At 73.9% G+C, this 23,219-nt stretch carries 5 protein-coding genes; all 5 read right to left on the bottom strand.

What is annotated here, in order from left to right; genetic code table 11:
* Nucleotides 1-81: 81 nt before the first annotated feature.
* Entirely contained in the window at nucleotides 82-7,788 is a 7,707-nt protein-coding gene (locus STRAU_RS19070) for a non-ribosomal peptide synthetase (RefSeq protein ID WP_052029152.1), read from the bottom strand.
* Complete coding sequence (locus STRAU_RS19065; RefSeq protein ID WP_016642003.1) at nucleotides 7,778-14,338, bottom strand: non-ribosomal peptide synthetase; 6,561 nt, start codon at nucleotides 14,336-14,338, stop codon at nucleotides 7,778-7,780. The genes STRAU_RS19070 and STRAU_RS19065 overlap by 11 nt, the downstream gene beginning before the upstream one ends.
* Nucleotides 14,335-15,111: a thioesterase II family protein gene (locus STRAU_RS19060; RefSeq protein ID WP_158692093.1), complete on the bottom strand. Its 777-nt coding sequence runs from the start codon at nucleotides 15,109-15,111 to the stop codon at nucleotides 14,335-14,337. Before STRAU_RS19060 ends, STRAU_RS19065 begins: the two co-directional genes overlap by 4 nt.
* 87 nt (nucleotides 15,112-15,198) lie before the next feature.
* Nucleotides 15,199-21,654 (bottom strand): non-ribosomal peptide synthetase, encoded by a 6,456-nt coding sequence (locus STRAU_RS19055; RefSeq protein WP_016642001.1) that lies wholly within the window; start codon nucleotides 21,652-21,654, stop codon nucleotides 15,199-15,201.
* Nucleotides 21,651-23,219 (bottom strand): non-ribosomal peptide synthetase (locus STRAU_RS19050; RefSeq protein WP_158692092.1); only part of this gene is annotated, 1,569 nt, incomplete at its 5' end. The genes STRAU_RS19050 and STRAU_RS19055, both read right to left, overlap by 4 nt.

Below are 23,219 nucleotides of genomic sequence, written 5' to 3'. Positions count from 1 at the left end.
CGCGCTGCCCGCGCGCACCACGTCTGGACCAGGATTGGCGCCATGTCGCCATGTCGCGCGGGCAGTTGTCGCCGGGCGGTACTACCTGGCGGCGGCCAGGGCGCCGAGTTCACGCTGGCGGCCGAGGAAGCGACCGAGCTCGTCCTTGCCGAGCGTGGGCCGGCGCAGCCCCGCCGCGGCGAGCCGGCGCTCGGTGAGCGGCGCCGTGTGGTCCTGCTTCATCAGCGGCTGCTCCGGGTCGAAGTCCACGTTCGGGAAGAGCGGGAGGAGCAGTTTCAGGTCCCCGCCCCCCGGCAGCTCCGCCGCGGCGAGCAACCGGGCACGCCAGGTCAGATACGGCAGCGAAGCCACCGGTTCGCCGGTGTGCTCGGCCAGCCATCCCGCCATGTCCTTCCAGCGCACCGGCTGTCCGCCGATGATGTGGAACAGCTCGCCCGTGCCGTCGCTGCGCCGGGAGAGTTCGACGATCGCGGCGACCGCGTAGTCCACCGGGGCCAGGTCGAGTTCCAGGTCGGCGACCGGGATCGCGCCGAGGCGCGCGCAGGCGGTGATGGCCCGGCAGACCACGTCCTCGGGGTTGGCCGCCCCGGTCCCGCTGTGCCAGGAGATCGTGCCCAGGCGGTGGACCGTGGCCGCGAGGCCGCGTGCGGCGGCGGCCCGGACCAGCGACTCGGCGGCCCACTTGCTCTGCGAGTAGCCGTCGGGGATGCCGTCCAGGTCGTCGGCGGCGGAGTACTCGCCGACCGGGCCCCGTTCCACCTGCCGGGGCGAGAACACCGACATCGTCGAGATGTAGTGCAGCGGCGTGTTGGCGCGGGCCGCCAGCTCGATGAGCGTCTTCGTACCGAGCACATTGGCGGCCCGCAGCGCGGGATACGGATACACGGCGTTGACCTTGGCACCGTTGTGGTAGATCGCGGCGAGCCCGTCACCGAGCGCGGCGAACGCGGCGTCGTCGAGGCCGAACCGCACCGCCGCCAGATCGCCGGGCACCACCTCGACCCTGTCGTCGACGTCCGCGTCGGGCAGGGAGAAGCGCAGCAGCGCGTCCCGGATCCTCCGGGCGCCCTCGGCGGCGTCGGCGCTCCGGACCAGGCAGCGCACCGGGCCCGTGGTGCGGTCGAGCAACTCACGCAGCAGGAACGCGCCGACGAATCCCGTCGCGCCCGTGAGCAGCACCGGCGCGTCGGCGCCGACCGCTCGGCCCGCGGCCGAGACGGTGAACGCCCGGTCGAGCTCCGCGTCGGCACGCACCTGGTCGAGCACACCCGCGACCTCGCCGCCGCGGAGCCGGTCGGCCAACTGGGCCACCGTGGGGTACTCGAGGACGTCCCGCAGGTCGAGCTCGATGCCGCGCGCCGTGGCCTCGGCCACGATGCGCAGACTGATCATCGAATCCCCGCCCAGCTCGAAGAAGTTGTCGTCCCTGCCGACCCGGTCGAGGCCGAACACCTTGACCCAGATGTCGGCGATGCGGGCCTCGACCGTATTGCGGACCCGTGCGAACGGCACGGTCAGCTCGGGCCGTTCCTGCGGTGCGGGCAGCCTCCGATGGTCGATCTTGCCCCCGATGGTGACCGGGAGCTCGTCGAGCAGCAGCAGCGCGGCGGGCACGAGGTAGCCGGGCAGCTTCTCGCCGAGGAACCGGCGGAGTGCGCCGGGGGTCGGCTCGGCTCCGGGGCTCGCCACCGCGTAGCCGACGAGCCGCCGGTCGCCCGGTGTGTCCTCGCGGGCGACGACGACCGCGTCCGCGACGTCGGGGTGGGTGCGCAGCACCGCCTCCACCTCGCCCGGTTCGATCCGGTGTCCGGCGATCTTCACCTGGCTGTCGGCGCGGCCCAGGAACTCGAGGTCGCCGTCGTCGCGACGCCGTACGAGGTCACCGGTGCGGTACAGCCGGCCACCGCCTGCCGAGAACGGATCGGGGACGAAGCGCTCGGCGGTGAGGTCGGGCCTGCCGAGGTAGCCCCGGGCGACGCCCGCGCCGCCGAGGTGGAGTTCGCCGACGACACCGTTCTCGACCGGATTGCCGAACCGGTCGAGGACGTACGCCCGGGTGGCGGCGATCGGTGCGCCGATCGGCACCCGGGTCGCGTCGGCGGCGGTGGCGGTGACATCGGCCACGACACAGCCCACCACGGTTTCGGTGGGGCCGTACTCGTTGACGATCACCGCGCCGGGGGCCAGCTCGCGCCAGGCCCGGACGCTGTCGGCGCGCAGTTCCTCGCCGCCGACCACGAAGGTGCCGACCGTGTCGATCGGCCCGCCGTCGGCCAGCCGGGCCCGCAGGAGTTCCAGATGCGCGGGCGTGACCTTGAGCAGATCGAACCGTCCGGGGCCACGGAGCAGCTCCGCGAGCGCGTCCACGGGGCGGTCGTCGGGGAGCAGCCGCACCGCGGCTCCGCCCGCGAGCGGGACGAGCAGGTTCGTCACCGCGAGGTCGAAGGCGACGGAGCCGAGGAGCGGCACGACGCCGCCCTCGGTCACCTCGTATCGCCGCACGGCCCAGTCGAGGTAGTTCGCCAGGCCCCGGTGGGTGATCATCACGCCCTTGGGTGTTCCGGTGGATCCGGAGGTGTAGATCGTGTACGCCAGGGCGTCCGGATCCGGCGCGGGCAGGTCGTCGCCCGCGGGCGCGGCGGCCGACAGCTCAGGGGCGTCCACGAGCACGGCCCGTCCGGTGTGAGCCCCGAGCCCGGCGGCGAGTGCCTCCTCGGTCAGGACGAGCGCGGCCCCGCTGTCGGTGAGGACGTGTTCCCGCCGCTCCGCGGGGTGTTCGGGGTCCAGGGGCACATAGGCGCCGCCTGCCTTGAGGACGGCCAGGATCGCGACGATCAGCTCCGCCCGGTGGGTGAGGAGGATCCCGACCCTGATGTCGGGGCCGACGCCGCGCTCGCGCAGGACGGCGGCGAGCCGTCCCGCGCGGTCGTCGAGCTCGGCATAGCTGAGAACCTCGCCGTCCGTGCCGATCACCGCGGCCCGTTCGGGTGCGGTGCGGGCGTGTGCGGCGACGCGGTCCGCAGGCGTGCTGATCCTCTCAGCGGTCTCGTGCCCTTCCGCGGTGCCGTGGTGTGCGGCGAGGAGCCGGTCGCGCTCGTCCGGTGTGAGATGGCTGCCGCGGGCATCGCCGTCGGGGTCCGCGACCATCGCCTCCAGGACGCGCCGGTAGCCGGCGGCGAGACGCTCGGCGTGCTCGCGGTCGAGCACGTCGGGGCTCGTGGTGAGGACGATGTGCCCGCCGAGCGAGGTCACGGCGAGCGGGAACTCGTTGGGGCTCTCGTCGATGCTGTCGCCGAAGTCGACCAGGTCGGTGTCGACCATGTGGAAGTCGAGGTAGTTGAAGAACACGTCGATGAGCCGGGTGCCGCCCGCGCCCTGGGCGCGCTTCATCGAGGAGAGCGGGAACCTGCGGTGGACCCACACCTCGGATTCCCGCGCGTAGACGTCGGCGACGAGCTCGCGCCAGGTCGCCGCGGTGAGCCGGAAGGGGAACGGCACGGTGTTGAGGAACATCCCGTACAGCCGGTCGGCTCCGGGCACCTCCGGCCGGGTGTCGCAGACCAGGCCGGAGTAGAACGCCTTCTCCTCGGTGAGGGTGCTCATGACCTTCAGATGGGCGGCGTGCAGCACGCTCTTGAGGGACACGCCCACCGTGCCCGCCAGGTCGCGCAGTCCGTCGTGGAGGTCGGCGACGGGGACCCAGATCTGGTACGGGGCGTTCGCGGCCCGCTCCTCCCCGCGCGCCGCCCACGCCTCGGGCATGCGCATCCGCGTGTGGGTGTCGAGCACGCCCCGCCAGTACTCCTGATGCTCCGCGGAATCGCGTGTCCGGCGTTCCAGGGCGACGAAGTCGGCGTAGCGGGTGGCCACGGGGCGGCGCTCGGGAAGGGGCGCGCCCGCGCGGACGGCACGGTAGAGGTTGAGCAGTTCCATCAGGAGCGAGTGGTAGCTCCACCCTTCGAGGATGGCGTGGCACTCGGTGATCGAGAGCCGCCAGCCGTCGTCGTGCACATGCACGCCTAGGCGCAGCAGCGGCGCCCGGGACAGGTCGAACACGTCGCGGCGCTCGTCGGCGATGTAGGCGCGGACCGCCCGCTCCTGCTCGTCGGCGGGCCGGCCGCGCAGATCGGTCACGGCCAGCGGCAACGTGGCCGTCGGGTGCACGAGTTGCAGGGGCTCCGTGTACTCCGTGGGGTGCAGCGAGGTGCGCAGGATCTCGTGCCGGTCGGTCAGCTCCGCGGCGGCGGCACGCAGGGCGTCCGCGTCGAAGGGGTCGCTGTCGCGGATGCTGAACGACGTGATGTTGTGGTAGTTGCGCAGCTCACCCGCGAGCATCTCGATGACCATGCCCACCTGCACCTGTGACATCGGGTAGGCGTCGACGAGGCCGGCGGGCAGCCGGGCGGCGTCGGCGGGTGACAGGAGCGAGAACGGCTCGATGCTCGGCAGCGGTTGGGCTGTGCCGGTGCGTTCGGCGAGCGCTTCGGCCAGACTCGCGACCGTCCGGTGCTCGAACAGATCGCGTACGGCGGCGTCGATGCCCTGGGCGCGCAGGGCGCCCACGACCGCGACCGCCCGCAGCGAGTCGCCGCCGAGTTCGAAGAAGTTGTCGTGCACGCCGACGCGGTCGGTGCCGAGCACCTCCCGCCAGGCGCCGGCCACCCGCTGCTCGCCCGGGGTGCGCGGCGGCTCGTAGGCGCTGCGCGTGGCCACCGCCGCGGAGTCCGGCTCGGGCAGCGCCGCGGTGTCGAGTTTCCCGTTGGCCGTCAGGGGGACCGCGGGGATCTCCAGATAGGAGACGGGCACGAGGTGGCTCGGCAGGCGGCTCGCCAGCCAGGCCCGGACGGCGCCGCGGTCGAGGCCGGACGCGGCCTGTTCCGGCACGAGATAGGCGACCAGGTGCGTAGTCCCGTCGTGTCCGGCCCTGGCCCGGACCACCGCGGTGCGCACGGCGGGGTGCTCGGCCAGGGTGGCCTCGATCTCGCCGGGCTCGATGCGGAAGCCGCGGATCTTGACCTGGTTGTCGGCCCTGCCGATGACCTCGAGCGTGCCGTCCTCGCGTCGGCGGGCCAGGTCGCCGCTGCGGTACAGCCGCGCGCCCGCGGGACCGTGCGGGTCCGGTACGAACCGCTCGGCGGTCAGATCCGGCCGGTTCAGGTAGCCGCGCGCGAGACCGGGCCCGCCGACGTGCAGCTCGCCCACCACCCCGACCGGGGCCGGGTGGCCCCCCGGTTCGAGTACGTGGACGCGCAGGTCGCTCAGGCCGCGTCCGACGACGCTCGGCGCCGCCGGGCCCAGCTCCTCCGGCTGTATGTGGTGGTACGTCGTGTGCACCGTGGTCTCGGTGATGCCGTACATGTTGATCAGCCGGGGGCCCGCGTCGCCGAACACCTCGTACCACGGCAGGAGTTCGGCGGGTTCCAGTTTCTCGCCCGCGAAGATCACCGCGCGCAGCCGCAGCTCGGCGAGGCGTGCGTCGCCGGGGCCGGTCGCGGCGAGGAGCGTGCGGAAGGCCGACGGCGTCTGATTGAGGACGGTGACGCGCTCCCGTACGAGCAGGTCGATGAACTCGTCCGGCGAGCGGGTCACTTCGTAGGACGGCACGACCAGCGTGCCGCCGTGCCCGAGCGCGCCCCACAGTTCCCAGACCGAGACGTCGAAGGCGTACGAGTGGAACAGCGGCCAGACATCGGCGGGACCGAAGTCGTAGTGCTCGTGGGCCGAGGCGAACAGGCGCAGCACGTTGCGGTGGGTCATGCACACGCCCTTGGGCCTCCCCGTGGACCCCGAGGTGTGGATGACGTACATGAGGTGGTCACGGGTGGTGAGGGGCTCGGGGTCGGTCGTGACGGCACCGGCCAGCAGGTCCGCGTCGTTGTCCAGGGAGATGAGGTTGCCCTGGTAGGAGTCCGCGAACACCTCGGTGTGCTCGTCCCGGGTGATGAGCAGGCGCAGGCCGGTGTCCTCAAGGATGTAGCCGAGCCGGCGCGCCGGATACGAGGGGTCCAGCGGCACATACGCCCCGCCTGCCTTCACCACGCCCAGCAGGCTCACCACCAGGTCGATGCCGCGTTCCAGGCAGACGCCCACGAGGCTGTCGGCCCCGACGCCCCGCGCCCGCAGCACATGCGCGAGCCGGTTCGCGCGCGCGTTCAGCTCACCGTAGGTCAGGGACTCGTCCTGGAAGACGAGCGCGACGGCGTCCGGGGCCGCCGCGGCGTGCTTCTCGAACGCCTGGTGCATGCCGACGGCCGAGCCGAGGAGGCCGTCCTCGTCGAGGACCCGGTCGGGCTCGGCGCCGCCCGCCCAGGTGACGAGCAGCTGGTGCCGCTCCTGCGCCGACAGGAGATCCGCGTCGGACACACACTTCTCCGGTTCGGCGACGAGCGCGGCGACGAGCCGGTGGTAGTGGCGGGCGAGGCGGGCCACGGTGGCCTCGTCGAAGAGTGCGGTGGCGTATTCGAGGAAGCCGCCGATACGGCCGTCCGGCGCCTCGGCGAGCTGCAGGTTGAGGTCGAACTTCGCGACGGACCACGCCACGTCGACCGGCTCCGCGGTCAGGCCCGGCAGGCCGGGCTCCGCCGCGCCGCCGCCCTGCAGGCCGAACATGACGGTGAACAGCGGGGTGCGGGCCAGATCGCGCTCGGGGGCGAGTTCCTCGACGAGTTGCTCGAACGGCACGTCCTGGTGCGCCAGCGCCTGCCCGACGGCGCGCCGGGCGGAGCCGAGCAGGTCGAGGAAGCTCGGGTCGCCCTCCCACTTGTTGCGCAGCACCACCGTGTTGATCAGGAAGCCGACGAGGTTGGCGAGTTCGGGCCGTTCCCGTCCGGCGACCGGCGTGCCCACCGTGATGTCCCGCTGCCCGGTGTGGCGGAAGAGCAGCACCTGGAACGCGGTGAGCAGCACCGTGAACACGGTGGTCTCCTGCTGCCTGGCGAGCAGGCGGACCCCCTCCGCGAGGTCGGCCGGCAGCTCGAAGCGCAGGGTGGCGCCGCTGTGGTCCCTGACGTGCGGCCGGGGCCGGTCGGTCGGCAGCTCGACCGTCGTGAGCCCGGCGAGTTCCTCGCGCCAGTAGCCGAGCTGGCGGTCCAGCTCGGCTCCGGAGAGCCGGTCCCGTTGCCAGGCCGCGTAGTCCGCGTACTGCACCTGGGCGCGCGGCGCTTCGGCGTCCCCTGCCGTGCCGGGGTCGACCCTGCGCCGGTACGCCGTCGTCAGCTGCTCGGCGACCAGGTCGAGCGACCAGCCGTCGCAGGCGATGTGGTGCATGACGAGCACCAGGAGGTGGTCGTCGGCGGCCAGGCGCACCACCCGCAGGCGCGCGGGCAGATCGGTGTCGAGGCGGAACGGGGAGCGCGCCTGGTCGTCGGCGAACGCGAGGGCGAACTTCTCGCGCTCGTCCGCGGGGCGGTCGGCGAGATCGACGACCGCGAAGTCGGTCTCCGACTCCCCGCCGATGACCTGGACCGGCTCATGGCCCTCAAGGGCGTACCGGGTGCGCAGGATCTCGTTCCTGGCGACGACGTCGAGCCAGGCCGCCTCCAGGGCGTCGACGCGCAGCGCGCCGCGCAGCCGTACCGTCCAGGGCACCAGGTACTCGGGGCTGCCCGGTGAGAGCCGGTCCAGGAACCACAGCCGTTGCTGGCCGAAGGACAGCGGCAGCGGCCGCTGCCGGTCGGCGGGCGGGATGACGCCGCGACGGCCGCGGCCGCCCTGCCGTCCCGCGAGTCTTTCGGCGAGGATCTTGGCCCTGAGTTCGGCCGCGTCCCGCGCGTCTCGGTTACCGCTCACGTCGCTCGCTCCTCGCATCGTCCGTTGACGCGTTCTCGTTCTCGCCGTGCGGCCGGGCGGCCAGCAGGGCTGCTTCGGCCGCGAGTTCGTCCTCCGTCAGCGCGTCGACCTCGGCACGGATGGCGGACTCCACGGCCACGGCGAGATCCGCGACGGTCGGTCCTTCGAACACGATCCGCACCGGGAGGTCCAGGTCGAATTCCCGTTGCAGCGCGCTCACCAGCCTGATGGCCAGCAGTGAGTTGCCGCCGAGCGCGAAGAAGCTGGTCCGCGCCCCGACCTCGGCCAGGCCGAGCAGCTCGCCGCAGAGTTCGGCGATCCGCTCCTCGACGGGGCCTTCGGGCGCCGTCCGTCCGCCGGTCCCCGCGGCGGGCTCGGGCAGCGCCGCCCGGTCCAGCTTTCCGTTGCGGTTCAGCGGGAACGCGTCGAGGGCGACGAAGGCTCCCGGGACGTACGCGGCGGGCAGGGTCCGGCGGCAGTGCCGGGCCAGCTCGTCCGGCGTCGGCTCGGCGCCGCCCTCCGGCAGGTAGTGGGCGACCAGGGCGTGGCCTCCGGACGCGAGGGACCGCGCGGTCACCACGGCCTCCCGGACCGAGGGGTGGGCGATGAGCGCGGCCTCGACCTCGCCGGGCTCGATCCGGACGCCGTTGACCTTGACCTGGTCGTCCGCCCTGCCGGTGAACTCCAGTACGCCGTCCGCGCGGCGCCGCACCAGGTCGCCGGTGCGGTACAGGCGCGATCCGTCGCCGGTGCGGTACAGGCGCGATCCGGGCGGGCCGTACGGGTCGGGGACGAACCGCGCCGCCGTCAGGTCCGGCCTGCCCGCGTATCCGCGGGCCAGGCCCGCCCCGCCGACCAGGAGTTCCCCCGGCACCCCGGCGGGCGTGAGGCCGCCCTCACGGTCGAGGATCCGCAGCCGCAGGTTCGGCAGCGGCCGGCCGATCGGGACGGCTCCCGTGGCCCCGGCTCCGACGGGGTACGCCGTGACGTCGACGGCGCACTCGGTGGGGCCGTAGGTGTTCCACACCGCGACGTCGACCCGCTCGCGCAGCCGGGCGACGAGTTCCGCGCTCAGCGGCTCCCCGGCCAGCCACACCTGGCGCAGCGCCGAGAGGTCGGGCCAGCTCGGCAGTTCGAGGAGCATCCGCAGCACCGAGGGGACCAGTTGCAGCACCGTCGCCGCGCCGTCCGCGGCCGCGCGCAGCAGCGCGGCGGGGTCCTGTTCGGCGTCGGGCGGGGCCAGGACCACCGTGCCGCCCGCGGCCAACGGGGCGAACAGTTCGAGCATCGCGGCGTCGAACCCGGACCTCGTCTTGTGCAGCACCCGGTCCCCGGCGTCGATGCCCTGCCCGGACACCGACCAGCCGACCCGGTTGGCCAGGGCGCCGTGCTCCACCACCACACCCTTGGGCCGCCCGGTCGAGCCGGATGTGAACATCACGTACGCGGCGTCGGAGGCCGTGCGGCGAACGGCCGGGGCGGTGGTCGGCAGGGCCGCGACGGCGTCCGCGTCGGCCACGACGTCCACTCGGGGCAGATCCGGCAGCTCGGTTCCGGTGAGCGTGCCGTCGGTGAGTACGGCGGCCGCCGCGGCGTCGGCGCACTGGGCGGCGAGCCGCGCCGGCGGGTGCGCGAGGTCGAGCGGCAGGAAGGCCGCACCGGCCTTCCACGCGGCCAGCATGCCCACCAGCAGGTCGATTCCGCGCGGCAGCGCCACGGCGAGGACGTCGCCCTCGCCGATCCCGCCCGCCCGCAGGTGGTGGGCGAGCCGGGCGGCCCGGTCGTCGAGCTCGCGGTAGCGCAGGCTCCGGCCTCGCTCTCCGGTCTCGGTGACCGCCGGCGCGTCGGGCGTGGCGGCGGCCCGCTCGGTGATCAGGTCGGGCAGCGTGCGCACCCGCTCCTGCTCCTGCACGGGCGCCAGGAGTTCGGCGCGCTCGGCCGGTGACAGCGGGTCGAGCCGTGACACGGGCAGGGCAGGGGCCCCGCCGCCCCGCAGCAGCTGGACGAAGTGCGTCGTCATCGCCCGCACCGAGTCCTCGCGGAACAGCGCGGTCGCGTATTCGACGGTGCCGACGTAGGAGCCGTCCGGCTGCGCGCGCAGTGTCCAGGTCTGGTCGAACTTGGCGGCCTGCCACAGACCGGCGAACCGCTCGTCCAGCTCCATCGCCGCTGTGTCGTCGTCGGAGCCGTCGGGGCCGCCGGAGTCGACCACGTCGAACAGGACGGAGACCAGGGGCGTGCGGGACAGGTCCCGCTCGGGGCTCAGTTCGTCGACGAGGCGCTCGAAGGGCAGGTATTGATGGGCGAACGCGTCCAGGGCGCTCGCGCGCACGCGGTCGAGCAGCTCCCCCACGGTGGGCTCGCCGGTCAGGTCGTTGCGCAGGACCAGGGTGTTGACGAAGAACCCGACCAGGTCGTCCAGTTCGGGCCGGGCGCGCCCGGCCACGGGGGCGCCCACCACGATGTCCCGCTGCCCGCTGTAGCGGCCGAGCAGCACGGTGAAGAAGGCGAGCATCGACATGAACTCGCTGGCGCCGCGCAGGCGGCCCGCCGCGACGACCGGCCCTGCCACGTCGGCCGGGACACGGAAGGCCACGACGGCCCCGCTCGCGTCCCGTACCGGCGGGCGCGGGTGGTCGGTCGGCAGCTCCAGGTAGGGCAGCTCGGCCAGGCGCGACCGCCAGAAGGCCAGCTCCTCCTCGAGGCGCTCGCCGGTGAGCCACGTCTGCTGCCACGCGGCGAAGTCGGCGTACTGCACGGGCAGTTTGGGCAGCTCGGGCCGGTCGTCGTCGGCGCGGGCGCGGTACAGCTCGAGCAGGTCCCGGCGCAGCACCGGCACGGAGAGGCCGTCGGCCGCTATGTGGTGCACCACCAGCACCAGGACGTCGCCGGCGTACGCGTCGGCCGCACGCAGCAGCAGAGCGCGCCAAGGCGCCTCGTCGGCCGGGCGGAAGCCGCGCCGGATGCTCTCGCCGAGCGCGTCGACCATGGACCCGACGGGGCCTTCGACCACGTCGAGTCCGCCGTCGTACGCCGCGGGCGGGTCGATGAGCTGCCGCGGTTCGCCGTCGTGGCGGGTGTAGCGGGTGCGCAGGATCTCGTGGCGTTCGGCGAGGTCGGCCAACGCCCCGTGCAGGACGGGCAGTTCGGCCCGGTGCGGGAGGGGGATCACGACCGGGAGCACGTATTCGGGGCTGTGCGGGGTGAGCTGGTCGAGGAACCACAGCCTGCGCTGGCCGAAGGAGAGCGGCAGGCCGGGCTCCTCGGGCGCGGGCCGCGGAAGGGACGGGATCGGCGGCGGCATCTCGGCGCGTGAGCCGCCGGTGGCGATCAGTGCCGCCTGGTCGCGCAGCCGGAGCGCGCCGAAGAGGGTGTGCACGGCCAGCGCCACCCCGGTGCGCTCGGTGAGGCGCGCCGCGAGCCGGGCGAGCAGCAGGGAGTGCCCGCCGAGGGCGAAGAAGTCGTCCTCGGCGCCGACCCGTTCCACGTCGAGCAGCTCCGACCAGACGTCGGCCACGAGGCGTTCGGCCGGTGTCCGCGGCGGCACGTGGGCGGGCCCCGCCCGGTGCTCGTCCTCGGCGGCCGGCAGGGCGAGCCGGTCGACCTTGCCGTTCTCGGTGAGCGGCAGTTCGGTCAGCGGCACGAAGGCGGTCGGAATCATCGAGGCGGGCAGCTGCGTGGCCAGATGCGCCCTCAGCTCGGCCGCGGTGGGCGCGCGGCCAGGACCGCCCACGACATGGGCCACCAGGCGCGGCTCGCCGCCGCGGCCGCGTTCGGCGCGGACGTGGGCCGCCGTCACCTCGGGGTGGCACAGGAGCGCGGCGGTGATCTCGGCGGGTTCGAGGCGCACACCGTTGACCTTGAGCTGGTCGTCGGCCCGGCCCACGTAGCGCAGCAGTCCGTCGCGGCCCCTGCGCACCAGGTCGCCGGTGCGGTAGGCGCGCGCACCCGGCGGGCCGTAGGGGTCGGGCACGAACCGCTCCGCCGTCAGGTCCGGCCTGCCCACGTAGCCTCTGGCCACGCCGGGTCCGCTGACGAGCAGTTCGCCCGGCACGGAGTCCGGGACCAGGTTGCCCTCGGGGCTGACGAGAGCGATCCGCGTGTGGTCGATGGGGGTGCCGATCGGCACGGTGCCGGTGCGCTGGTCCGGGTCGAAACGGTGGGCGGTGACGTCGATGGAGCACTCGGTGGGCCCGTAGGTGTTCCAGATCTCCGGCGCGGCCAGGCGGAACGCCCGCGCGCACAGTCCCGCGTCGAGCGGCTCGCCCGCCGAGAACAACAGGCGTAAGGCGCCGCAGTCCTCCCATCCGGGCTGCTCCACGAGCAGCCGCAGGACCGAGGGGACCACCTGGAGCACGGTCGTCCCGGTGTCGGCGACGGCACGCACCATCGCCGCGGGATCCCGTTCCACGTCCGGTGCGGCCAGGACGACGGTGCCGCCGACGACGAGGGGCGCGAACACCTCCCAGCCCGCGGCGTCGAAGCCGATCCTGGTCTTCTGCAGCACCCGGTCGCGCGCGGTCAGGCGGTGGGTGCGCACCGACCACCACACGCGGTTGGCGATGCCGGCGTGGCTGATCACCACGCCCTTGGGCATGCCGGTCGAGCCGGAGGTGAAGAGCACGTACGCCGCGCCGTCCCGGTGGAGGGGCGCCGCGGCGCCCACGCCCGGTCCGGCGGGTTCGGACGGCGCCGTGCCGTCCTGGTCGAGCACGAGCGTCCCGATCCCGCCGGGCCCGGCCTCCCGGCCGGCGCCGGTGATCACCAGCCGCGCCCCCGCGGCCGCCGTCATGTGGGCCCACCGAGCGGGCGGGTGCTCCGGGTCGAGCGGCAGATACGCCGCGCCTGCCCGCCACACCGCGAGCAGGCTCACCACCAGCGGAAGCCCGCGTTCCAGACAGATGCCGACGACGTCTTCCGCTCCCGCGCCCCGGGCGCGGAGCTGGTCGGCGAGCCGCGCCGCGAGGACGTCGAGTTCGCGGTAGGTCAGTTCCCTCTCACCGGCGCGTACCGCGATCGCGTCCGGCCGTGTCCGCGCCTGCTCGGCGAAGGCGTCCGCGAGCAGTGGCTGTTCCGCCGTCTCGGCGTGCTCGGCCGCCTCCGCCGTGCTGTCCGGGTGGGCCGTGTGCGTCGTACCTGCGGCGAGCGCGGCGTGTTCGGACTCGGGCAGTGTGCCGATGTGGGCGACCGGGGTGTCCGGCTCCGCCGTGAGCCGGTCGAGCAGGTGCAGATAGTGCCGGGCGAGCTGCTCGATCGTGGCGGCGTCGAACAGCGCGGTCGCGTACTCCATCATCAGGTTGTGCGTGCCGTCGGGCCGCTCCACCACGTGCACGGTCAGATCGAGCTGCGAGACGTCCTGGGAGATGGGCAGGTCGATCGTCTCGCCGAAGGCGGCCCCCCTGGGCCGCAGCATGTTGAAGCCCACTTGCACCAGCGGCGGCTCGCCCCGGTTCATGCCGCGCTCGGTCTGCTGGACGAGCCGTTCGAAGGGCACGCCCTGGTGGGCGAACGCAGCCGCGGTCGTGGTGCTGACGCGACCGGCGAGATCCCGGAACGTCGGCGCGCCGGTCATCCGCACCCGCACCGGGACCAGGTTCACGAACATGCCGACGAGCTTGTGCAGCTCCGGCTCGTCGCGTCCCGCCAGATAGGTCCCCACCAGGAGGTCCTGGCGGTGCGTGTACCTCGAGAGCAGCACGCCGAGCGCGGAGAGATGCAGTACGTAGGGAGTGATGCCCTCGGCCTTGCTCAGCGCCCGCAGCCGTGTCGTGGTCGCGCCGGGGATGTCGAACTGCAGGGTGCGCCCCGCCAGTTCCGGCAGCGGAGGACGCGGCCGGTCGGAGGGCAGTTCGAGGGAGGTCGGCACGCCGTTCAGCTCGGCGCGCCAGAAGTCGAGTTCGGCGTCCAGGCCCCCGGACTCCATGCTCGACCGCTGCCACGCGGCGAAGTCCCGGTAGGACACCGGGATCTCGGTACGCGCGGCGGGCTGGGACAGCTCCATGGCGATGAGGTCGAGCGAGCCGGCGTCGGCGATCAGGTGGTGGGCGGCGATCAGCATCATCGACTCGTCGGGACCGAGCACGATGATCTCGGCCCGCCACAGCGGAGCGCTGTCCAGGCGGTACGGCCTGCGTGCGACCTCCTCGGCGTGCGCGACGGCCGCGGCGCGCGGGTCGGGTGCGGCCGAGAGGTCCGTGACCGGCACCCGCACCGCGATGTCCTCGATGTCGTGCACCACCATCAGCGGCCGGCCGGCCACGACGTCGACCGACATCCGCAGGCAGTCGTGCCGGGCCACGACCTCGCGCAGGCTCTGCGCGGTCAGTTCGGCGTCGAGGCGCACCGGCAGCGACGCCAGCGTCACGAGGTGGAAGGCCGGTGTGTTGGGCGCGAGTTGCCCGGTGAGCCAGACCCGTTCCTGCGCGTAGGAGAGCTGCACCGGGCGGTCGGGGTCGGCGGGCGGCACCCGCCGGGGCGCGGGCTCGGCTCTGCCCGCCCGCAGCTTGGCGAGCAACTCGCGCTTGATGTCGGAGAGTTCACGCTCCGTCATCGGGCGTCCCCCCGCACCGCGGCGGCCGCGGTGCGCAGCTCTCCACTGACGGCGGCGGTGAGGGACTGCCGGTCCTTGTCGAAGAAGCCGTGGTCTCCGGGGTAGAGGCGCAGCGAGAAGTCCCGCGCGGTCTCCTCGCGCCAGCCGAGCAGCGTGGGCACGGTGGTGCTCGGGTCACCGGTCGCGCCGAACACGCTGATGGGCAGGTCGAGAGGTGGGGCCTCCTGGTAGTCGTCGGTCTCGTACACCTCGTAGTCGGCGCGCACGCTCGGCTCGAACATGTCGAAGAGTCCCGGGGTGTTCAGGATGGTGTCCGGGATGATGCCGAGCGCGGTGAGGTGCTCGATGAGCTCGGGCTTGCCGAGGGAGTGCGCCCCGCTGTCCCGCAGCACCATGGCCGGCGACGGGCAGGCGCAGGCGAACAGGGCGGCGGGCGGCCTGCCGTCGCGCTCGCGCTGGTAGCGGGCGAACTCGAAGGCGGTCAGCGCTCCCGAGCAGTACCCGAAGAGCCCGTAGGGAACGTCGAGGAGTTCGTCGAGCGCCTCGCCGAGCAGGCCGACGAGCTCGCCCATCTTCCGCACCGGGGGCTCCCGCAGTCGGCTCTCGCGTCCCGGCAGCCGCACCACGCACAGGTCGATGTCGTCGGGCAGGTCCTGGGCGAAGCCGCGGAAGGTGGCCGCGCCGCCGCCCGCGTGGGCGAAGCAGATCAGCCGGAGTTGCCCCGTGCTCGCGGGGCGGAGCCGGGCTATCCAGGGGTTGGTCGAGGCAGGCATCAGGCCCTCCACGTTGTTGTCCGGAAACGGGCCATGCCCAGGTGACTGTTCGGCGGTTCACTCATGACGACTTCGCTCATGACGGCTTCACACATGGGGCGCCTCTTGCGGGTCGGGAGACGCGGACAGCAGACGGCCGAGTGTGTGCACGGTGGGGTACTCGAACACCGTGTGGACGTCCAGGCGGGTGCCGAGCGACTCGGCGATCCTGTCCACCAGCTGGATGGCGAGCAGGCTGTGCCCGCCGAGGTCGAAGAAGTCCTCGTGCAGTCCGACGGTGTCGATGCCGAGCACGTTGGCCCAGATCTCCCGGAGCGCTCGTTCGTGCTCGGTCGCCGCCGTGCCCGCGCCCGCGCCGGTACGCGGCCGTGGCTGCGGCAGCGCGGCGCGGTCGACCTTGCCGCTGGCGTTCAGCGGCAGGTCGTCGAGCACGGTGAACACGGTGGGCACCAGGTGCCGGGGCAGGACGCGGGTCAACGCGGCCCGCAGGGCCCGCTCGTCGAGGGGCGCGTCCCGTTCGGGTACGACGTGGGCGACCAGTTCCATGGCGCCGTCCCGCGCGCCGGGCCGGCTCCAGCCGGTCACCACCGCTTGCCGGACACCGGGCAGCTCCGCGAGCGCCCGCTCGGTCTCGGCGGGCTCGACCCGCACCCCTCGGATCTTCAACTGGAGGTCCGCCCGCCCTGCGAGCTCGATCTGGCCGTCGGCCCTGCGCACGGCCCGGTCACCGGACCGGTAGATCCGGCCGCCCTCGGGGTCGAACGGGTGGGGCAGGAACCGCTCGGCGGTCAGGTCCGGCTTGCCGAGGTAGCCGCGGGCGAGACAGGCGCCCGCGAGATAGAGGTCGCCGGTGACGCCGGCCGGCACCGGCCGCAGCTCGGTGTCGAGCACATAGGCGGTGGTGTTGCTGATCGGGTCGCCGACCGGGACCGGCCGCCCCGGCACCGGAGCGTCGCCGACGCGCTGGCACAGCGTGTCCCACGCCTCCGAGGAACCGTACAGATTGCGCAACTCGCGGCCGGGCAGCCGCTCCGCGAAGAGCCGGGCGAGGCTCGGCGGCAGTTCCTCGCCGGAGCTGACCCACCGGGTCAGGGCGGGCAGCCGGCCGGCGAGGTCGGGGATCTCCAGGAGCGAGTGCAGCAGGGACGGCACCACGAGCAGGTGCGTCACCCCGTGCTCGGCGAGCAGGCCGGTCAGCAGGCGGGGGTCCGTTCCCTGTTCCGGGGTGGCCACGACCGTCGGCACGCCGTGCAGCAGCCCGCCGAGCAGCTCCCACAGGCCGTCCACGAACCCGATCGACCCCTTCTGGCACAGCGTGTCGCCCGGCCCGAGCCGCGCGGCGGACGCCATCCAGTCGATCCGGTTGAGCAGCGAGCGGGCCGTGATCGCCACGCCCTTCGGCAGCCCCGTGGAGCCGGAGGTGTAGATCACCGCGGCGAGCGCGTCGAGGTCGGCCGGGGGCGGCAGGGTCACGTCGTGGTCCGTGCCGTCCGCCGCGTCCTCGGCAATGACGTCCAGGACGAGCCGGCGCACCTCCGCGGGCACCAGGCTCTCGCCCGCGGTGTCGGTCACCACCAGGTTCGTGCCCGAGTCGGAGAGGAGATGAGCCATCCGGGTCGGCGGGGTCCCCGGGTCCAGCGGCAGGTAGACGCCCCCCGCCCGCCAGATGGCCAACGCGGCGACCGGCAGGTCGAGACCTCGGGGCAGGCACACCCCCACCGGGGTCTCCGGCCCGGCGCCGGCGGCCCGCAGCCGGGTGGCGAGGCGCGCGGAGCGTCGCTCGAGGTCCGCGTAGGTGAGCGTGGTGCCCTCCACGACGAACGCGGCGGCGTCGGGGGTCCGGGCCGCCTGCCGCAGGAACCGGGTGCTCGGGGCGTCGGCCGCGAATCGCTCGCCGTGGCCACCCGCCAGGGTGATCAACTCGTGGTGCTCGACGGGCGTGAGCAGCGCGAGTTCTCCGACCGGCCGGTCCGGATCGGCGAGCGCCTGCTCGAGGACCCACCGCACATGGTCGGCGAACCGCGCCGCGGTGCGCTCGGCGAAGACATCGGTGGCGTACTCGACGAAGCCGTCCAGTCCGCCGTCGGGGCTCGGCCACACGTGCAGCGCGAGGTCGAACGTGGCGGACCTGGTGTCCGACGGCAGCGACTCCACGCGCACATCGCCCAGCGTCCCGCCCTCGTCGGGCATGTTCTGCATCACCAGCGCCACCCGCACGTACGGGGTCTCCCCCGCCCTGCGGCGCGGCGCGAGTTCCTCGACCACCCGGTCGAACGGCACGTCCTGGTGGGCGAACGCGCCGAGCGACACCGCACGGCACCGGGCCACGAGATCGCGGAAGCCCGGGTTGCCGGAGAGGTCGACCCGCAGCGCCAGCGTGTTGACGAAGAAGCCCACGAGCTCCTCCAGTTCCGGCTGGCCCCGGTTGGCCGAGTACGTCCCCACGACGACGTCCTCGGTCTCGCCGTAGCGGCCGAGGACGACGCCGAGCACCGCGAGGAGCCCCATGAACGGCGTCGCGCCGGTCCGGGCGCAGAACGCGGCGAGCTCGGTCCCCGGCCCCGCGGGGAAGGACACCTCGTACCGGGCGCCGGCGCCGGAGCGGACGGGGCCGTCGGGCACGAAGTCGGCGGGCAGGCGGGTGGTCTCCGGCGCACCGGTCAGTCGCCCCCGCCAGAAGTCCAGTTGCCCGGTGAGCACCGTGCCGGAGAGCCAGTTCCTCTCCCACACCGTGTAGTCGCCGTACTGCACGGGCAGCGGCGGCAGCCCGCCTCGTCCGTCGCCGGTGCGGAACTGCTCGTACAGCGCCGAGAGATCACGCAGCAGCACCGACGAGGACCAGCCGTCGAAGACGATGTGGTGCACGCGGATGAGCAGCACGTGCTCCTCGTCGGTCACCCGCAGCAGCTCGGCCCGGAACAGGCCGCCCGCCTCCAGGTCGAAGCGGCGGACCGCGGCGGCCGAGATCCGTGCCCCGACCTCGGCCGCGCGCTCGCCCTTCGGCAGGCCGCGCAAGTCGGTCAGCGGGCAGTCGAAGTCCCCTGCGGGGCCGATGATCTGGACCGGCTCTCCGTCGACGCTCGCGAACCGCGTGCGCAGCACCTCGTGCCGTGCCACCACGTGGGCGACGGCCCGGCGCAGCGCGGCCACGTCGAGGGTGCCGAGCAGCCGCAGCGGCCACACGATCGTGTAGTCGACGCTGTCCGGGTCGAGTTGGTGGGCGAACCACAGCCTGCGCTGGCCGAGTGAGGCGGGCAGCGGGTCGGGCCGGTCGGCGGGGAGCGGCGCGGGGCGTGCGGTGCCCGGCGTCGCGGTGAGCGAGGTGCCGAGGGCGGTGGACAGCTCGGCGACCGTCGGCCCCGCGAAGAACGTGGCCAGTGGCAGGTCGCGGTCGAACGTGCGGCGGATGCGCGCGAGCAGCCTGCTGGCCAGGAGGGAGTGCCCGCCGAGGTCGAAGAAGTTGTCGTGCACGCCCACCCGGTCGAGGCCGAGCACATCGCGCCAGACGCTGACGACGCTCTCCTCGATCGGGCCCCGGGCCGGCACATAGCCGGTGTTCAGCTCCGGCCGCACGCCGCCCGCGTCGGGCAGTGCGGCCCGGTCCACCTTGCCGTTCGGGTTGAGCGGCAGGGAATCGAGGACGACGAGCTGGGCGGGCACCATGTAGCCGGGCAGCGTGCCCCGGCAGTGCTCGATCAGTTCGCCGGGCCGCGGCGCACCGCCCGGCGCCGGCTCGACGTAGCCGACCAGCGTCTGCTCGGCCCGGTCGTCCGCGATGGCCACCACGACCGCGTCGCCGACGGCGGGGTGCCGGCGGAGCACCTGCTCGATCTCGCCGAGCTCGACGCGGAAGCCCCGGACCTTCACCTGGTGGTCGGTGCGGCCGAGGAACTCGAGCAGCCCGTCGGCCCTGCGGCGCACGAGGTCCCCGGTCCGGTACAGGCGTGCGCCGGCCGTGCCGAACGGGTTGGGCAGGAACCGCTCGGCCGTCAGCTCCTGCCTGCCCAGATAGCCGCGGGCCAGGCAGTCGCCGCCGATGTACAGCTCCCCGGCGACGCCGGGCGGCACCAGCTGGAACTGGGTGTCCAGGACGTACAGTTCGGTGCCCGCGATCGGCGCCCCGATGGGGACGCGGCCCTCGACGCCGTCGCGCGGCCGCATCGTGTGGGTGCTGGCGAAGATGGCGGCCTCGGTCGGGCCGTACCCGTTGACCAGCAGCGCCGAGTCGTCGAGCAGGCCGAGGGCGCGTTCGACGTGGCTCGTGGACAGCTGGTCGCCACCGGCGATCAGGGTGCGCATGCCCGCGAGCCCATCGCCCGCCGTGTCGACGACGGCGTGGAACAGCGCCGCTGTCAGCCAGGCGACGGTCACCTCGTGCTCCACCAGGAACGCTCCGACATGCTCCGGCATCGCCTTGCCGGGCAGCACGGCGAGCCGGCAGCCGTTGGCGAGGGCGCCGAAGACCTCGAGGACCGAGACGTCGAACGACAGGGCCAGGGCATGCAGCATCACGTCCTGCTCGGTGAGCGAGATGAAGCGGGGGTCGTGCACCCGGGTGACGGCGGCGCGGTGGCTCACCGCGACCCCCTTGGGCAACCCGGTCGACCCCGACGTGTAGATGACGTAGGCGAGGTTGTCCGGCCCCGCGCCGCAGGGCGGCGGGGCGGGTGCCGCAGGGGCTTCGAGGACGTCGTCGAGCAGCACCGTGGCGAACCCGTCGGAGGGCAGCCGGTCGCGCAGGCCGGCCTGGGTGACGACCGTGGCCGCACCGGAGTCGGCGATCACGTAGGCGAGCCGTTCGGCCGGGTTGTCCGGCTCCAGCGGCAGATAGGCCGCTCCGGCCTTCAGGACGCCGAGCAGGGCGGTGACCGACCGGACCGAGCGCCGCACGCACACCCCGACGAGCTGCTCGGTGCCCACCCCGTCCGCGCGCAGCCGTGCGGCGAGCTTGTCCGCCGCGCGGTCGAGTTCCGCGTACGTGAGGGACTCCTCGCCGCAGTGCACCGCGATGGCGTCCGGGGTGCGGGCGGCCTGCGCGGCGACCAGTTCGTGCAGGCAGGCGGCGGGGGCCGGGGCCGTGTCCGCGCCGGCGGCGGTCAGTGCCTCGCGGTGCTCGTCCTCGGTGAGCAGCGCGTACGCGCCGATGGGCAGGTCGGGGTCCGTGGCGGCCTGCTCCAGGACGCGCCGTACGTGTCCGGCGAAACGCAGCGCGGTGGGCTCGTCGAACAGGTCGGAGGCGTACTCGACGAACCCGTCGAGCGCGCCGTCGCCGGCCGGCCACAGCTGGATCGAGAGGTCGAACGTCGCCGTGCGGGTCTCGACGGACAGCGACTCGACGCCGAGGCCGCCCAGCGTCTGCTGCTCGCCGGGCCCGTTCTGCAGGACGAGGGCCACCTGCGCGTACGGGGTGGCCCCGGCCGTACGGCGCGGTGCGAGCTCCTCGACCAGCCGGTCGAAGGGCAGGTCCTGGTGGGCGAACGCGCCGAGTGCCGTCGTGCGGCAGCGCGCGAGGAGTTCGCGGAAGGTCGGGGCTCCGGAGAGGTCGATCCGCAGCGGCAGGGTGTTCACGAAGGAGCCGATGAGTTCTTCGAGCTCCAGCTGTGCGCGGTTGGCCGACAGGGTGCTCACCACGACGTCGTCGGTGGCGCCGTAGCGGCCGAGCACGACGCCCATGGCCGCGAGCACGCCCATGAAGGGCGTCGCGCCCTCCCGCGCGCACAGCTCGGCGAGCGCGCTCGCCGGGACCTCGGGGACGGACACCGGGCGTCGGGCGCCCGCGCCGGAGCGGCCGCGGGGGCCCACGGTGAAGTCGGTGGGCAGTTCCACGGTCTCCGGTGCGTCGGCCAAGTGCGCGCGCCAGTACGTGAGGTCCTCGTCGAGCGCCTCACCCGAGAGCAACTCCTGCTCCCACGCCGCGTAGTCGCCGTACTGCACCGGCAGGGGCGCGAGCGTGTCGCCACGCCCGCCGCCGCGGAAGTCCTCGTACAGGGCGGACAGGTCGCGCAGCAGGACCGACCAGGACCAGCCGTCGAACACGATGTGGTGGGCGGCGAGCACGAGCACGTGCTGCCGCTCGTTCTCCCGCAGCAGTTCGGCCAGGAACAACGGGCCGGACGCCAGGTCGAACGGTCGTGTCCCGGCGGCGCGGACGCGCGCGCGGACGTGTGCGTCCCGCTCGTCGTCGGCGGCGTCGGTCAGGTCGGTGAGGCCGCACTCGAGCGTCACCGGTGGGTCGATCACCTGCACCGGTTCGCCGTCCACGCCCACGAAGCGGGTGCGCAGGACCTCGTGCCGGGCGACGAGTGCGGTGAGCGCGGCGCGCAGCGCGGCCACGTCGAGCCTGCCGGTCAGGCGCAGCGGCCAGACCACGGTGTAGTCGGTGCGCCCCGGCTTGAGCTGGTCCTCGAGCCACAGTCCGCGCTGAGCGGCCGAGGCCGGGCAGATCCGGGTGCCGCCCGCGGCAAGCCGCTCGGCGAGGAGTTCCCGCCTGCCTGCGACGGGATCTCCCTCCCGCTCGGCCTGCCCCTCATGGCTGACTGTCATTCCTGTTCCCCCTGTACCGATCCCGATCGCCCGTCGACTGCCGCGTCCGCGGCCCCCAGCAACGCCGCGACCCCGGCCTCCGACATCCCCGCGGTCAGCCGGCTGATCGAGTCCGCGTCCCGGCCCGCGCGCGGTACCAGGGCGGGCCGCGCGGGCGCTGCCGCCGCCAGGTCCCGGTCGAGGGTGGCGGCGAACTCGCTGAGCACCGGCCGCTGGAACAGCGGGGCGAGCCGTACCCGCCCGCCGTAGTCGCGGCGCAGCCTGCTGATGACCTGGGTGGCGAGCAGCGAATGCCCGCCGAGCGCGAAGAAGTTGTCGTATCTGCCGACCTCCGGCACCCCGAGCACCTCCTGCCAGACCCGGGCGACCGTCTGCTCGGTCCTGCCGACCGGAGCCGCGCCCGGCGGCACGGCCGTGGCCGCCGGGGGCTCGGGCAGCGCGGCCCTGTCGATCTTGTGGTGGGTGCTCAGCGGGAGTTCCGGCAGCGGTACGAAGGCCGAGGGCATCAGGTAGGCCGGCAGCACCTCGGCGAGCCCGGCGAGGAGCGCGGGTTCGTCCGGCAGCCGGGCGCCCCGGGCCGCGACCAGGTAGGCCACCAGGCTCGCGCGGTCGCGGTGCGGGACGACCACCGCGGCCGAGACCTCCGGGAACCGGAGCAGCGCCGCCTCCACCTCGCCGGGCTCCACCCGGTATCCGCGGATCTTGAGCTGCTGGTCGGTGCGGCCGCGGAACTCCAGTTCGCCGTCCGGGGTGAGCCGGGCCAGGTCGCCGGTGCGGTAGAGCCGTTGCCCCGGCACGAAGGGATGGGGCACGAAGGCGTCGGCGGTGCGGGCCGGATCGGCGAGGTACCCCCGGGCGAGCCCGGCCCCTCCCAGGTGGAGCTCGCCGATCGCGCCGGGCGCGACGGGTTCCATCCGGTGGTCGAGCACGTAGCAGGAGGTGCCAGGGATCGGTTCGCCGAGCGGCATCCGGCCGTCGGCGGGCGGCGGGCTCTGGCCGCCGGCCAGCGTCGCGATGGTGGCCACGATCGTCGTCTCGGTCGGCCCGTACACGTTGGTGAGCAGCATCCGCGGGACCGCGGCACGCCACTGCGCGACCTGGGCGGGGCCGGGTGCCTCGCCGCCGATCGCCATCGCCCGGAGCCCGTCGGGGGGCCCGGTGCCGGTGGTGACTTCGGCGGCGAGCTGGTGGAACCACGCGGTCGGCAGGTGGGTCACGGTGACCCCCAGCCGCTCGCACTCGGTGAAGAAGTCGGCCGGTGTCTCCAGCATCCGTTCGGTGCGCAGCACCAGGGCGGCGCCGGCGGCGAGCGCGGGGAAGAGTTCCTCGGCGCTCACGTCGAAGGTCAGCGCCGTGAACATCAGGACGCGGTCGTCGTCGGTGAGGCGGTAGGTGTCGAGGTCGGCTGCCACATACGTGTCGAGCCCGCCCCTGGTGACCATGACGCCCTTGGGGGCTCCGGTGGAGCCGGAGGTGAACAGCGTGTAGGCGAGGTCTTCACGCCGTGCCGGGTACCAGGCGGGCGGCTCGCCCCTGGGGGCGCGCGGGGGCGGGGGCAGGGTGAC

Source organism: Streptomyces aurantiacus JA 4570 (genome assembly GCF_000414115.1).
Classification (GTDB): Bacteria; Actinomycetota; Actinomycetes; order Streptomycetales; family Streptomycetaceae; genus Streptomyces; species Streptomyces aurantiacus_A.
The sequence above is the reverse complement of the archived record's forward strand: the minus strand, read 5'-3'. Positions and strand labels throughout refer to the sequence as shown.